General features: G+C 57.9%; 12 protein-coding genes. 9 read left to right on the top strand and 3 right to left on the bottom strand.

Going from position 1 to position 13,680, the window contains the following annotated elements; translation table 11 throughout:
- Nucleotides 1-16: 16 nt before the first annotated feature.
- The 9 genes from NBH12_RS06065 (at nt 17) to NBH12_RS06025 (ending at nt 9,241) form a co-directional block, all read left to right on the top strand.
- Nucleotides 17-997 carry a shikimate dehydrogenase family protein gene (locus NBH12_RS06065; protein WP_250819280.1) on the top strand — a complete coding sequence of 327 codons (981 nt, stop codon included), beginning with the start codon at nt 17-19 and terminating at the stop codon, nt 995-997.
- Nucleotides 997-1,962 carry an RNase adapter RapZ gene (gene rapZ, locus NBH12_RS06060; protein ID WP_025221682.1) on the top strand — a complete coding sequence of 322 codons (966 nt, stop codon included), beginning with the start codon at nt 997-999 and terminating at the stop codon, nt 1,960-1,962. Before NBH12_RS06065 ends, rapZ begins: the two co-directional genes overlap by 1 nt.
- A gap of 156 nt (nt 1,963-2,118) precedes the next feature.
- Nucleotides 2,119-3,069 carry a DNA-binding protein WhiA gene (gene whiA, locus NBH12_RS06055; protein WP_250819279.1) on the top strand — a complete coding sequence of 317 codons (951 nt, stop codon included), beginning with the start codon at nt 2,119-2,121 and terminating at the stop codon, nt 3,067-3,069.
- Between the two features lie 157 nt (nt 3,070-3,226).
- On the top strand, nt 3,227-4,432 hold the full coding sequence (locus NBH12_RS06050) for a phosphoglycerate kinase (protein WP_025221683.1): 1,206 nt from the start codon (nt 3,227-3,229) through the stop codon (nt 4,430-4,432).
- Nucleotides 4,433-4,580: 148 nt separating this feature from the next.
- Nucleotides 4,581-5,384: a triose-phosphate isomerase gene (gene tpiA, locus NBH12_RS06045; RefSeq protein WP_052786941.1), complete on the top strand. Its 804-nt coding sequence runs from the start codon at nt 4,581-4,583 to the stop codon at nt 5,382-5,384.
- Nucleotides 5,385-5,447: 63 nt separating this feature from the next.
- Nucleotides 5,448-5,696 carry a preprotein translocase subunit SecG gene (gene secG / locus NBH12_RS06040; protein ID WP_052786942.1) on the top strand — a complete coding sequence of 83 codons (249 nt, stop codon included), beginning with the start codon at nt 5,448-5,450 and terminating at the stop codon, nt 5,694-5,696.
- A 92-nt stretch (nt 5,697-5,788) separates the two neighbouring features.
- Nucleotides 5,789-6,739 (top strand): L-lactate dehydrogenase, encoded by a 951-nt coding sequence (locus NBH12_RS06035; RefSeq protein WP_052792455.1) that lies wholly within the window; start codon nt 5,789-5,791, stop codon nt 6,737-6,739.
- Nucleotides 6,736-7,587 (top strand): HAD family hydrolase, encoded by an 852-nt coding sequence (locus NBH12_RS06030; RefSeq protein WP_250819278.1) that lies wholly within the window; start codon nt 6,736-6,738, stop codon nt 7,585-7,587. Before NBH12_RS06035 ends, NBH12_RS06030 begins: the two co-directional genes overlap by 4 nt.
- 118 nt (nt 7,588-7,705) lie before the next feature.
- A complete protein-coding gene (locus tag NBH12_RS06025; RefSeq protein ID WP_226790568.1) occupies nt 7,706-9,241 on the top strand; it encodes an aminotransferase class I/II-fold pyridoxal phosphate-dependent enzyme in 1,536 nt (511 codons plus the stop codon).
- A gap of 501 nt (nt 9,242-9,742) precedes the next feature.
- Here the strand turns inward: NBH12_RS06025 and NBH12_RS06020 are convergent.
- From NBH12_RS06020 to tal, 3 genes are all read right to left on the bottom strand, one after another.
- Nucleotides 9,743-10,927, bottom strand: coding sequence for a hypothetical protein (locus tag NBH12_RS06020; RefSeq protein WP_250819277.1), 1,185 nt, complete (start codon nt 10,925-10,927; stop codon nt 9,743-9,745).
- A 172-nt stretch (nt 10,928-11,099) separates the two neighbouring features.
- Nucleotides 11,100-12,437: a branched-chain amino acid transport system II carrier protein gene (gene brnQ / locus NBH12_RS06015; protein WP_250819276.1), complete on the bottom strand. Its 1,338-nt coding sequence runs from the start codon at nt 12,435-12,437 to the stop codon at nt 11,100-11,102.
- Between the two features lie 126 nt (nt 12,438-12,563).
- Nucleotides 12,564-13,667 carry a transaldolase gene (gene tal, locus NBH12_RS06010; protein ID WP_003829348.1) on the bottom strand — a complete coding sequence of 368 codons (1,104 nt, stop codon included), beginning with the start codon at nt 13,665-13,667 and terminating at the stop codon, nt 12,564-12,566.
- Between the last annotated feature and the right edge of the window lie 13 nt (nt 13,668-13,680).

Genomic DNA, 13,680 nt, shown 5'->3' with positions numbered 1-13,680 from the left:
TATTCAAGGAGGGGATATGGCCAACCATCGCTGCGCAGTACTTGGCAAACCGATTGCGCATTCTCTGTCTCCGGTACTGCATAACGCGGCCTACCGGTCGCTGAATCTCAATGATTGGCTGTATGACAAGCACGAGGTGGGGGAGGATGACCTCGACGCTTTCCTCAAAGGCCTCGACTCCACTTGGGCCGGCCTGAGCCTGACCATGCCACTGAAACGCACCATCCAGCCGTACGGCACCCCGGAGAACCTGTGGGCCAAGGAACTCAGGGTGGCCAACACCGCGGTGTTCGACTGGAATGACATCACCGATGATCCGGCCTGGCCTCACGGAAAGCCGGCCATCAAACTGTACAACACCGATGTCATCGGCATCCAACTCGCCTTCGACCATATCAACCGGGAACTCGGCAACCATCATGCGGGCGATCGCGCCGGCACCGCCCTCATCATCGGCAACGGCAACACCGCCACCTCGGCATTGGCTGCGTGCTGCATGATGCCGGAGATCGGCCATATCACCGTCGCCGCACGACATCCCGGTAAGAACGCCGGATTGAAGCCCGTGGCCGAAAAATTCATCAACACGCATAACCCGTACGACGAAATCGAACTGAGCGACACGTCGGCCCTGCTCAACGCCGCACGCACCGCCACCTATGTCATCAATACCATTCCCGGTTTGGCGGCAAACGGCATCGCGAATATCATCAACACAGACAGCGAATCGCACGCGGAACCGTATTCTGGCCTGTTGCTGGACGTGGTATACAATCCACGTCCCACCAAACTCATGCAAGCATGGCGGGCCCACGGTGGCCGCGCCATTGGCGGCGAGGAAATGCTGCTGTATCAGGCACTTATCCAAGTGCTGCTGATGACCGGCATATGGGACGACGATCCGCCCAGCGACGCCGACAAGCGGTTGCAAAGCACCACCACCGAGGACGATCATCTGGAAATCGCGATGCGCAACGCGCTCGAGGAGGCATTGTGATGAGTCAGCCATCTTCCATCCACGATTCGGAAAATCAGGTCGACACCCATTCCGATTCCGCCGCTGCGGATAATCAGCCCAATCCGGCCGACGCATTCGAGGTATTGCTCATCACCGGCATGTCCGGCGCAGGCCGTTCCCGTGCCGCCGATTCGGTGGAGGATATGGGCTGGTACGTAGTCGACAACCTGCCGCCTAAATTGCTGGTTCCTCTTGTCGATATGATGACGACCTCCGGGTCAGACAGCGGCATTCACAAGCTCGCCGCAGTCATTGACGTACGTTCCCGCAGCTACTTTGACGATCTGGCAGCCGTGCTCGGCCACTTGGATGATCTCGGTGTCAAAACCCGCATCCTTTTCCTTGATGCCAGCAACGACATACTTATCAAACGATACGAATCCGTCCGCCGCCCGCACCCATTGCAGCACGGCAACCGTCTTATCGATGGCATTCTCGAGGAACGCCATCTACTGGATAATCTCAAAGAGCGGGCCGATTGGGTCATCGACACCAGTTCCTTGAGCATCCATCAGCTATCCACCAAGCTCTACGAGACAATGTTGGGATCCGGGCCCACCACCGTGGCCGTGCACATCTTCAGCTTCGGATTCAAATACGGCATGCCTATAGATGCCGATTTCGTGGCCGATGTCCGGTTCCTGCCCAATCCATTCTGGGTGCCCAGCCTGCGCGAGCTTACCGGAGCCGACAAACCCGTCGCCGACTATGTGCTGTCCAGCAAAGGTGCCAAGGAATTCCTTGATTCCTATGAACGCGCCATTGAAACGGCCATCGAAGGATATGCCCAGGAAGACAAGCACTTTGTGACCATTGCCATAGGTTGCACCGGAGGCCAGCATCGATCGGTCGCGATGAGCGAAGAACTGGCTCGCCGACTACGCGCACACGGCCTGAACGTCACCGTTTCGGCACGGGAACAACACCATCGACGCTCATCCTGAGTGACCACACTGCGAGAAAACAAAGCCCAAAATATATATCAAACGGGTTCGGTTGTCCACCAGATTAGGTATCACAGAAAGCCGATGGCTTCCGACTGCTTGATGGCCGAGGCGCCTAAGGCATTGAGAAGAACGGGACTGTAGGAGGTTGGATCTTTGGCTCTTCTGGACGATGTTAAAAGCGAGTTGGCTGCCTTTGAAGGTGACTCACCTGCCGCGATCAAGGCCCAAGCAGCGGCCATGATTCGTTTTGGCGGTGGTTTGCGTCCTGTGCAAAACGCGTATGTGATTCAAGCCGTATTTACCTCATTGGATGCAGCCGAGTGGCTTCAAAACACCCTGAAGAACGTATTCGGTCATGAGGCAGAGGTCAATCACCTGACCCGCCAGACTCCGAATGGTCCGGTGGAAACCTATGTGGTGCTTGTCACCCGCAACGTGGTGGCCCTTGCGCTGCAGACCGGTCTGGTCGACCGCCGCAAGCAGCAGGTGCGCGGACTTCCCGCCGAAGTGGTCAACGGCTCCATCGCCCAGATCAAGGCCGCATGGCGTGGCGCTTTCATGGCCCGTGGCTTCCTGTCCGACCCCGGTAAAGCAAGCTTCTTGGAAATCGCCTGCCCCACCGAAGAGGCCGCCATGGCCCTGTGCGGCGTGGCCCGTCGTCTCGGCATTCAGGCCAAGCATCGCACCCTGCGCAGTTCCGAACGCGTGACGCTCAAAGATCCCGACGCCATCGAGCGCATGCTCAAGCTCATGGGTGCCACCCGTTCCGCCCGCGAATGGACCGGCAAGCGTTCCGACGGCGAAGCCCGCGGCAAGGCCAATCGTCTGGCCAACTTCGATGATGCCAATATGCGCAGGTCCGCCAAAGCCGCCGCCGAGGCCAGCGAGAAGGTGCAGCATGCCTTCGAGGTGCTGGGCGACAACATTCCGGACAATCTTCGTCAGGCCGGCCAGCTGCGCATCGACCACGTGGACAAGAGCCTCGAGGAGCTCGGCAAGATTGCCGAACCGCAGATCACCAAGGATGCAATCGCAGGCCGTATCCGTCGACTGCTTCAGCTCGCCGAGAAAACCAAAAAGGCCCGGGCTGCCGAAGGACGGTAAGAGGCAAACCGTCAAGATCGTCCAGCATATGCAACGACTTACGAAACACCGCATTCAGTCATCAGACGAATGCGGTGTTTTGTTCTGGAATGCCTGTAATATGCAAAGTGGCAAAATTGGCCACTTTGACGTGAAATTCGTCAAGGAAAGGATATTCATGAAGACACTCAAGGACCTTGGAGATCTCAAGGGCAAGCGCGTTCTGGTTCGCGCTGATTTCAATGTTCCTCTGGACGGCACCACCATCACCGATGACGGTCGAATCAAGGCCGCTCTGCCGACCATCAAGACCCTGCGCGAAGAAGGCGCCAAGGTCATCCTCATGGCCCACCTCGGCCGCCCGAAGGGCAAGGTCGTCCCTGAGCTGAGCCTGGCCCCGGTTGCCGCCCGCCTCGGCGAGCTGCTGGGCACCAACGTGCCGCTGGCCAAGGACACCTACGGTGAGGACGCCCAGGCCAAGGTCGCCGCCATGAACGATGGCGACGTCGTGCTGCTCGAGAACGTTCGCTTCAACCCGGAGGAAACCTCCAAGGACGCCGCCGAGCGCGCCGCCTACGCCAAGAAGATCGCCGCCCTCGGCGAGGCCTTCGTCTCCGACGGCTTCGGTGTGGTCCACCGTGCTCAGGGCTCCAACTACGACGTTGCCGCTGATCTGCCGGCCGCCGCAGGCCTGCTGGTCGAGAAGGAGGTCAAGGCCCTGTCCAAGGCCACCGAGAACCCGGAGCGTCCGTTCACCGTGGTGCTCGGCGGTTCCAAGGTCTCCGACAAGCTCGGCGTCATCGAGAACCTGCTCGACAAGGCTGACCGTCTGGTCATTGGCGGCGGCATGGTGTTCACCTTCCTCAAGGCCAAGGGCTACGAGGTCGGCACCTCCCTGCTCGAAGAGGACCAGCTCGACAAGGTCAAGGGCTACATCGCCACTGCCGAGAAGAACGGCGTCGAGCTCGTGCTGCCGACCGATGTCGTCGTGAACGCGGGCTTCCCGGCCGGTGACACCCCGGTTGCCCCGGAGGTCGTTGCCGCCGACGCCATTCCGTCCGACAAGATGGGTCTGGACATCGGCCCGGATTCCCAGAAGCTCTTCCACGACAAGATCGTCGACTCCAAGACCGTCGTGTGGAACGGCCCGATGGGCGTGTTCGAGGTTCCTGAGTTCGCTGCCGGCACCAAGGCCGTGGCCCAGGGTCTGGTCGACGCCACCGCAGCCGGTGCGTTCACCATCGTCGGTGGCGGTGACTCCGCTTCCGCCGTGCGCAACCTCGGCTTCCCGGAGGACGGCTTCTCCCACATCTCCACCGGTGGTGGCGCTTCCCTCGAGTTCCTCGAGGGCAAGGAGCTCCCGGGCCTGAAGGTGCTCGAGTAAGTTTTATTCTGGCTCCCCTCCTCGAGGGGAGCTGGCTCGCGTAGCGAGACTGAGGGGAGTTACGGCGATGTCGGGCTCCCCTCAGTCAGCTTTGCTGACGGCTCCCCTCACTGAGGGGAGCCAAGGAACGATAATGAGAGGGGAAATCATGGCATCCAAGCGCATTCCTTTGGTAGCCGGCAACTGGAAGATGAACTTCGATCATCTGGAAGCCACGTACTTTGTACAGAAGCTGGTATGGCTACTGCGCGACGCTCATTTCGACTTCAAGCGTTGCGAGGTCGCCCTTTTCCCGTCCTTCACCTCGCTGCGCAGCGTGCAGGTGCTTGTCGAAGCCGACAAGCTCCGCCTCACCTATGGTGCCCAGTCGGTATCCGTGACCACGCAAGGCGCCTTTACCGGTGACGTATCCGCCGATATGCTGGCCCACCTTGGCTGCTCGTACGTCATTGTCGGACATTCCGAGCGCCGTAAATACCATCCCGAAGACGATGCCAATATCGTCGATCAGGTGCGTGCCGTACTTGCCGCCGGCATGCAGCCAATACTGTGCGTAGGCGAAAGCTACGAGGAACGCCGTAAGGGCATTGAGCTCGACTTCGCAGTCGGCCAGGTGCGTGATGTCACCCGCGATCTTTCCGATGAGGAAGCTGCCAAACTCATCGTGGCCTACGAACCGGTCTGGGCCATCGGCACCGGCATGGTCGCCACCCCGCAATCCGCTCAGGACGCAGCCAACGCGATTCGCGATGATTTGAAGACCACGTTCGGTCAAAAGGTGTCGGACAGCGTACGCATTCTGTACGGCGGCTCCGTCACCTCAAAGAACGCGGCAGAACTCATCTCCCAGCCCGATGTGGACGGATTCCTCATCGGCGGCGCTGCCCTGGACGTCGATGAACTGTCCAAAATCGCCCGTCTTGCGCTGAAAACAACATCTTCACGGTCGTAATACACTGGTTTTCCGATATGTGCGCTATGCTTATCAACAGTAAATTCAACTCGGAGGTACCCTGTGACCGCTCTTAAGATCACGCTAGAAGTCATCGTCGTGCTGCTCAGCTTCGTGCTGACCCTGCTCATCCTTATGCACAAGGGCAAGGGCGGCGGTCTGTCCGACATGTTCGGTGGCGGTCTGACCCAGAATGCCGGCACCTCTGGCGTCGCCGAAAAGAACCTGAACCGCTGGACCGTTATCATCGCCCTCGTATGGGTGGCTCTGATTATCGGCCTCGACATGATGACCAAGTTCAACCTCGGCTGATTGATTTTGTAGACTTTTTCACGACCCATGACCAACATACCGGTCATGGGTCGTAGTTTTTCCATCGTTCATGGCTTGCAAAGGAGTGCACTATGGTCACTATGAACCGTAACAAAGTCGTCATTGTGGGCACCGGACAGGTCGGTGCGACCGCGGCGTTCAGCATCGTTACACATGGTCTGTGCAATGAGCTCGTGCTCATCGATCATTTTGCCGCCAAAGCTTTGGGGGAGGCCCGCGATCTCGATGACGGCAGCGAGTTCCAGGATCGTCACGTCAAAGTGCGTGCCGGCGACTATGCCGATTGCAAGGACGCGGATATCGTCGTCATCACCGTGGGCCGTAAGCCGCCGGCCAATTCCAACCGTATGGCCGAGCTCGGCTTCACCGTCGGACTCGTGGGCGAAGTGGTCGACAATGTCATGGCCTCGGGCTTTGACGGCGTAATCGTCATGGTTTCCAACCCGGTCGACGTAATGGCCTGGTACGCATGGAAACGTTCCGGCCTGCCGCGCACCCAGGTGCTTGGCACCGGTACCGCGCTCGATACCTCACGCCTCAAGACCATCATCGGCGAGGAAACCGGCCTTGATCCGCGCAATGTGGGCGGCTTCGTGATGGGCGAGCATGGCGACTCCCAATTCACCGCATGGTCCACCGTCTCGCTCGGCGGCAAGCCGTTCGCTCGCTTCCTGGCTGACAACCAAGACCGCTTCGCCTCCGTATCCACCGCCGAAATCGAGGAAAAGACCCGTACCCGCGGCGACGAAATCGTGGCGGCCAAGGGCGGCACCAACTTCGGCATTGCTTCCACCGTGGCCGGCATAGTGCAGACCATTCTGTGGGATGAGCGTCGCATCGTCCCCGTCTCTACGCTGCTGGACGGCGAATACGGCGAACATAACGTGTTCCTCGGCGTGCCCACCGAACTGCGTGCCAATGGCGCCAATGAAATCGTGGAACTGGAACTAAGCAACGAGGAAATGGCCAAAATGCATCACTCCGCCGAACTCGTCCGAGACCATTGCAAGGGACTGCTGTGACCACAACCATCAAGACGACAACTCGCCCCGAACTGTTGGTCGCCGACCTCGACGGCACTCTATTGCATGACGCCGAGGTCTTTGAGGATCGTTTCATCACCCAGCGCAGCATCGACACCATCGCTCGGGCTCACGACGCCGGCATGAAATTCGCCATCGCCACCGCGCGACCGGTGAGTACCGGACTGCAGTTTGCCGAGAAACTGCCCGTTGATGCTGTGATCTATCTCAACGGTGCCCTCATCGATTTCGACCCGGCCAATTCCGATTTCGATATGCTGACATCCGACTCATCACAGCAGAGCGAGAATCATCTCATTAAAATCGGTTTCTCCTCACAGCGCGCCTGCGAAGTCTGCCTGTTTCTGCTCGACCGTATGCCAAACCTCAAAATCGGCATCGTGATGAACGACGTGCGCTACACCAACTTCGATGTGCGCGTGTATTGGAAGACTCAGGCTTTCCAATACACGAACTTCCATGACGTTCCTGATGGAATCGCAGACAAAATCACCATCTTCCCTGAACCGGCACAATGGAATGAACTGCGTGCGCTGATTCCGCCGGACTTCGACATCTCCATCAGCGAAGGCGTGATGTGGATGCTCATGAATCCTCAGGCCAACAAGGAGCATGCGCTGCGCTTGCTGTGCAATCGTCTCGATGTCCCACTTGAGCAGACTGCGGCCTTCGGCGACGATCTCATCGACATCAATATGATGAGCGAATCTGGCAGAGGAGTGGCCGTGGCCAACGCGAATCCAAAAGTGCTGTCCATCGCCGACGAGATTTGCCCTCCTAACAACGAGGATGGCGTCGCTCAGTGGATCGAGTCACAGCTTCGATAATTGCTGTGCCGTTCGAACACTGTAAACACGCCAAAAATTGAACACATATTGAACTAGGCGTATGCTTTGAACCGTTGTTCAACAAGACAATTGAACTTCCGGTTGGAGGCATAGGACTATGAGCGTATCGGTGTTTGCGGAACGACTGCGCAATGCGATGAACAGTAGGGAATTGAAGCAGGTAGATCTGGTGCACGCCGCCGAACGCCGCGGTGTCAAGATGGGCAAAAGCCACATCAGCCAATATGTTGCGGGCAAGACCATGCCGCGAGAGGATGTGCTGCTGTTTCTGGCTGACGAACTTGATGTCGATGCGAACTGGCTTCGTGGCCAATCCTCGGAAACAAAATTGAACTCCGACGCACAACCCGCTTCCCATATTGACACACCGAGCGGAGCCCCCACGTCGGCGGAAATGGAAATTCCTGCTGCTCGCCGCCGTACCTTTGGCAAATCACACAAGCTTGATGACGTGCTCTACGATGTTCGCGGCCCAGTGGTTGATGAGGCGGCCCGCATGGAACAGGCCGGCACCCACGTACTGAAGCTCAACATCGGCAACCCTGCACCGTTCGGCTTCCGTACGCCGGACGAGGTCGTCTACGACATGGCGCAACAATTGCCTGAAACCGAAGGCTATTCGGCTTCCAAGGGCCTGTTCTCCGCGCGTAAGGCCATCATGCAGTATGCACAGCTCAAGAACATTCCGAACGTCACCATCGAAGACATCTACACCGGCAATGGTGTCAGCGAGCTCATCAACCTGTCTATGTCCGCGCTGCTCGACAGTGGCGATGAGGTGCTTGTGCCATCTCCGGATTACCCGCTGTGGACCGCCTGTGTGAATCTCGCCGGCGGCACCGCCGTGCATTACCTGTGCGACGAGAAGTCCGACTGGTACCCGGATATCGACGATATGCGTAAGAAGATCACCGATCGTACCGTGGCCATCGTGCTCATCAATCCGAACAATCCGACCGGTGCGCTGTATCCAAAGGAAGTGCTGCAGCAGATTGTCGACTTGGCGCGTGAGCACCAGCTCATGATTTTCTCCGACGAAATCTACGATCGTCTGGTTATGGACGGGCTCGAGCATATTTCCATCGCTTCCATGGCTCCGGATCTGTTCTGCGTGACCTTCTCCGGCCTGTCCAAGTCGCATATGATCGCCGGCTACCGCGTGGGCTGGATGATTTTGTCGGGCAACAAGGCCATCGCCAAGGATTACATCGAGGGCATCAATATGCTCACCAACATGCGCATCTGTTCGAACGTGCCCGCGCAGTCCATTGTGCAGACCGCGCTGGGCGGCCATCAGAGCGTGCACGACTATATCGTGCCCGGTGGCCGTATCCATGATCAACGTGATTACATCTATGACGCGTTGAACTCCATTCCGGGCATCACCGCGGTCAAGCCGAAGGCCGCGTTCTATATCTTCCCGAAGATCGATATCAAGAAGTTCAACGTACATGACGACGAGCAGTTCGCCCTCGATCTGCTGCATGACAAGCGCATTCTCATCACGCGCGGCGGCGGCTTCAACTGGCATGAGCCGGATCACTTCCGTATCGTCTACCTGCCACGCATCGAAGTGCTCAAGGATGCCACCAACAAGCTCTCCGACTTCCTCAGCTACTACTGGCAGAGCTGATTTTCTCAATGCCGGCGAGTCCACTAATGCGCACTCGCCGGCATATCTTTATATGAATATCGATGTCGACGAACTGTACGGCACCGTAACCATCGACGCACTCCGTCTTTCTGCAAATCTACATCCCATTGTCGATGCCATCGACTGAGCGTGGGGGCGTAACGCCGAAACTAATAAAAATATGAGCCCGAGTGGGACCGTCTCCACATGAGGTCTTTATCGCACCAAAATACCTGCAATGACAATGAGGCCGGCCTTGATTCGTATGGTTTGCAGGTATAAAGGGTCGATTTGGAGTATCTGAACAGCGCTATTCGGGCTCAACTCCATAGATTGCAGGTATAAAGGGCCGTTTTGCGAGTGGAAATTGCAGGTAATAAGGGGCAATTTATGCGATTGCAGGTATAAAGGTGCAAGTTAGAGCCGATTGTGCGCCGTAACTTGCACCTTTATACCTGCAACGCCGCTAACAAGTACCGAAATACCTGCAACTGAATCGGGTTATGCCAAGGTGAAGGCGATGATGAACGCAGTGGCGGACAGTACAGCTGTTAACAGCAGGTAGAATATCGCGGCCTTATCCTGAAAACCAGCTGAATTAGCCGAATTATGACTGTTGCTCATGCTGCCTGTGGTAGCCATAACGGTTGCGATGGCCGAGACGAGGGAAAATATTGGCAGCACATACAGCAAAACGGCTAGTACGATGAGAGGTCCTGAACCGGTGCAAACAGCAATAAGTCCTGCATTGTTCGTTGCTGCCAGCGCGGGGCAAAAATCGGTATGGCCGCCAGTGCCGTAACTGTAGGTCAGAAAAGTGATTACTGCCCAAAACAGGCCAAGAGGAACCGATACATGACTTACGGCAGACGCATTGATACTGATAACCCGAAACAGCTTATGCACAGATACAGGTCGTATATCGCGAATCGTCGGCAGTGCTGAACCAACGTTATCTCGTGGAATATCGATAGAGATGAGATGCACCAGCGCATATGCCGCAAGTCCAAGTCCACAAGCGATGGTCACACCGCCGGTGGAATTGACCTCATCGGACACCGAGTATTCGGTGACGAGCACCGGCATCATGCCAATTTGCCACACGAGCAGCAGCCGCGTCACCAGAGACCAACCACCGCGCTCGGAGGCAGACTTATCCGAACCCGTCAGATTAGTCAGATCGGCTATATGCTGCTGCTGGATACTAGTGCTGTTGCGCGAATAGGCGGCAAGTATGGCGTAAACCAACCACGTTGCCGCATGTATCGCCCACAACATTACAATTTTGGTATTCGCGCTCAGCACCAATATGAACGCAACGGCCACTGCCGCAAGAAAAACACAGATGACCGTGCGAAGACGATGACGAGCAAAGCCCTGTACTCCTGCAACAGTCAGACAAATGATTGCAACGACGCTCAGCGCAGTCACCGCCAGAAACCACAGTGGCGAGGTGACGCAGGCTCCGTAATCACCAGTTGCCTGGCCAGACAGATAATAAGTCATTCTGCCAATCGTCGGACAGTTCGGATGCAGCATCATGCCGCCCCAGATTCGCTCATATAGTGGCGCGAACGATACGCCAGCACCGCTGAGCGCCGCAATGATCGCCATCACCATGGCCGGAATCAATCCAAGCTCGCGATTCCGGCCGGTTTCCGTTATCTGTCTATCACTGGTGTTCATGATGTACCCCGCCTTATGCCGTTATCGATGATGCCAGTATGACTATAATAGATGAGTGAAGGCCAGCAGTATACAGGAATTCTGTATGCCGCTTTATAGGCGTGATGCTGTGACAGCTAACATGACAACCGCTATCACTGGCCGACCGTCAAACTCCGTACAAACCGGGCAACTACCGCCGGGGAGCATCGGCGATGCCGATGGCGAAACCAATGATGGCCGGCATAACCCAGCCGAGTTGGTATTGCTGCAAGGGGAGCATGGCCAGTGCCGCGTCCAGCCAACCGATGGAACCGCCGAAGACGGCGGCCAGGCTGGAGATGCAAGTGGCGAAGGAGACGATGCCCACCAGCAGTACAGTCCAGAAGTAGACACGCGGGAATCGCGCGCCAAGCTTCTTATGGGTAAGCGCCAGCAACACCAGCACAATGGCAATCGGATACAACGCGGACAACACCGGCACGGAGACTTTGATGATCGCGCTCAGCCCGGCGTTGGACACGATGAAGCTGAACACGGTGAAGATGATCTGCCAAGTGCGGTAGCTCAGCGTTCGTCCGGCGACGGTCTGGAATCGAGTATGGAAGTAGGTGGCGCAGGTGCAGATCAGCCCGGTGCATACGTTGAGGCATGCGATGACGAACACGATACCGAGGAACGCGGTACCGAACGTGCCGAACAGGGATGAGGTGAGGTTGGTGAGCACGGTAGCGCCCGTGTCTTTGGCGGGATTGATGGTGGCGATGGCGCCGGACACCACGCCCACGTAGCTCAGCGCGCCGTAGATCACGATCAGCAGTACACCGGTGCCGAGCCCGGCGTAGGCGGTCTCCTTCTGCACTTGCGATTCGTCATCGACTTGCTGGGCGCGGATATTCGCGGAAATCACGATGCCGAAGTAGAGCGCGGCAAGCAGATCCATGGTCTGGTAGCCGTCGAGGAAGCCGCGTGCGATTTGGTTTGTGGAGTAGTCGCCCATCGGTTTGGCCGGGGTGCCGATGCCGTGGATCAGGCAGGCGATGAACAGGACGGCGATCAGCACCAGCAGCAACGGTCCCATGAACCGGCCGAGCACTTTGGAGAGTTTCTCAGGATGCTGGGCGAACAGGAATGCCAGCGCGAAGAACACAAGTGAGTAGACGAGTTGGGCCAGCCAGCTGTAGGAGGATGACACGAAAGGAGCTACCATCATTTCGAATGAAGTGGTCGCCGTACGCGGGATCGCAAAGCAGGGGCCGATGGTGAGCATGATGGCCACGCCGAGGAACAGGGCGAATTTGGGGGAGACGCGGCCGGCGAGCTTGTCGAAGCCGCCGGCGAAGGTGACCGCCAGCACGCCGAGAATCGGCAGACCGACTGCGGAGACGATGAAGCCGATGGCTGCCGGTATGGTCGCGGAGCCGGCCTGCGCGCCGACGAATGGTGGGAAGATTAGGTTGCCCGCGCCGAAGAACATCGAAAAGAACGTGAAGGTCATGACCAACCGCTGGCGTGCGACAAGTTTGTTCATTAGGGTTCGGCCTTTCTCTCATGTGCTCGTACCACTGTAGCAACAAACGCAAGAAGCCCCGACCGGTTGGGGTCGGGGCTTCTGTGAGCTAACCAGTTAATGCGCTAGGCGCATCGACTAATAATCTCAGGCGTTCACGCGGTCGATGCCGGACTGGACGTCAGCCAGCACGGAATCCCAGGACTTGATGAAGGCGGCGACACCGTCGGCCTCCAGCTTGTCGGTGACGTCCTTGAGGTTGATGCCCAGCTCAGCCAGCTTGTTGATGACGGCGTGGGACTCCTCGTAGGTGCCCTCGATGGACGGAGCGCCGTTGCCGTGGTCGGCCAGAGCGTTCAGGGTCTTCTCCGGCATGGTGTTGACGATGTGCTTAGCAACGAGCTCGTCAACGTACTTGCAGTCGGAGTAGGCAGCGTTCTTGGTGCCGGTGGAAGCCCACAGCGGGCGCTGAACCTTGGCACCCTTGGCAGCCAGGTCGGCCCAACGCGGATCCTCAGCGAACTTCTTCTCGAAGAGCTCGTAAGCCAGGCGAGCGTTGGCCACAGCAGCCTTGCCTTCCAGAGCCTTGGCTTCGTCGGAGCCGTTGGCTTCCAGCAGCTTGTCGACAGCGGTGTCCACGCGGGACACGAAGAAGGAAGCGACGGAGCCGATGTGCTTCAGGTCGTGGCCGTTGGCGTCAGCCTGGGCGATGCCCTCGATGAAGGCGTCGATGACCTGCTCGTAACGCTCGAGCGAGAAGATCAGGGTGACGTTGACGGAGATGCCCTTGGCCAGGGTGGCGGTGATGGCCGGCAGACCTTCGAGGGTTGCCGGAATCTTGATCATGGCGTTCGGGCGGTTGACCTTCTCCCAGAGTTCCACAGCCTGCTTGGCGGTGTTCTCGGTGTCATGGGCCAGACGCGGGTCGACCTCAATGGAGACACGGCCGTCGACGAAGTCGGTAGCCTCAGCGATCTCGCGGAAGATGTCGGTGGCGTTGCGCACGTCGGTGGTGGTGAGCTCGCGGACAGCGGTCTCAACGTCAACCTTGCCGAGCTCCTTGAGCTGAGCGTCGTACGGGCCGACCTGGCTCAGGGCCTTCTGGAAGATGGACGGGTTGGTGGTAACGCCGACCACGTTCTTGTTGGCGATGAGGTCCTGCAGGGAGCCGGACTCGATGCGGGAGCGGGACAGGTCGTCCAGCCAGATGGAAACGCCGTTGTCGGACGTACGCTGAGTTGCTTCAGTCATTTATTTTTCTCCT

It is taken from the genome of Bifidobacterium sp. M3-N-101, assembly GCF_023656805.1.
GTDB classification, from domain to species: Bacteria; Actinomycetota; Actinomycetes; order Actinomycetales; family Bifidobacteriaceae; genus Bifidobacterium; species Bifidobacterium breve.
Note: the sequence above shows the minus strand (reverse complement) of the source record. Positions and strands in the feature narration are given on the sequence as shown.

Excerpts from the sequence above, each read along its gene's own strand:
- NBH12_RS06065 (WP_250819280.1), top strand. The coding sequence starts at position 17 with ATGGCCAACCATCGCTGCGCAGTACTTGGCAAACCGATTGCGCATTCT.
- rapZ (WP_025221682.1), top strand. The coding sequence starts at position 997 with ATGAGTCAGCCATCTTCCATCCACGATTCGGAAAATCAGGTCGACACC.
- NBH12_RS06050 (WP_025221683.1), top strand. The coding sequence starts at position 3,227 with ATGAAGACACTCAAGGACCTTGGAGATCTCAAGGGCAAGCGCGTTCTG.
- tpiA (WP_052786941.1), top strand. The coding sequence starts at position 4,581 with ATGGCATCCAAGCGCATTCCTTTGGTAGCCGGCAACTGGAAGATGAAC.
- NBH12_RS06035 (WP_052792455.1), top strand. The coding sequence starts at position 5,789 with ATGGTCACTATGAACCGTAACAAAGTCGTCATTGTGGGCACCGGACAG.
- NBH12_RS06025 (WP_226790568.1), top strand. The coding sequence starts at position 7,706 with ATGAGCGTATCGGTGTTTGCGGAACGACTGCGCAATGCGATGAACAGT.
- NBH12_RS06020 (WP_250819277.1), bottom strand. The coding sequence starts at position 10,927 with ATGAACACCAGTGATAGACAGATAACGGAAACCGGCCGGAATCGCGAG.
- brnQ (WP_250819276.1), bottom strand. The coding sequence starts at position 12,437 with ATGAACAAACTTGTCGCACGCCAGCGGTTGGTCATGACCTTCACGTTC.
- tal (WP_003829348.1), bottom strand. The coding sequence starts at position 13,667 with ATGACTGAAGCAACTCAGCGTACGTCCGACAACGGCGTTTCCATCTGG.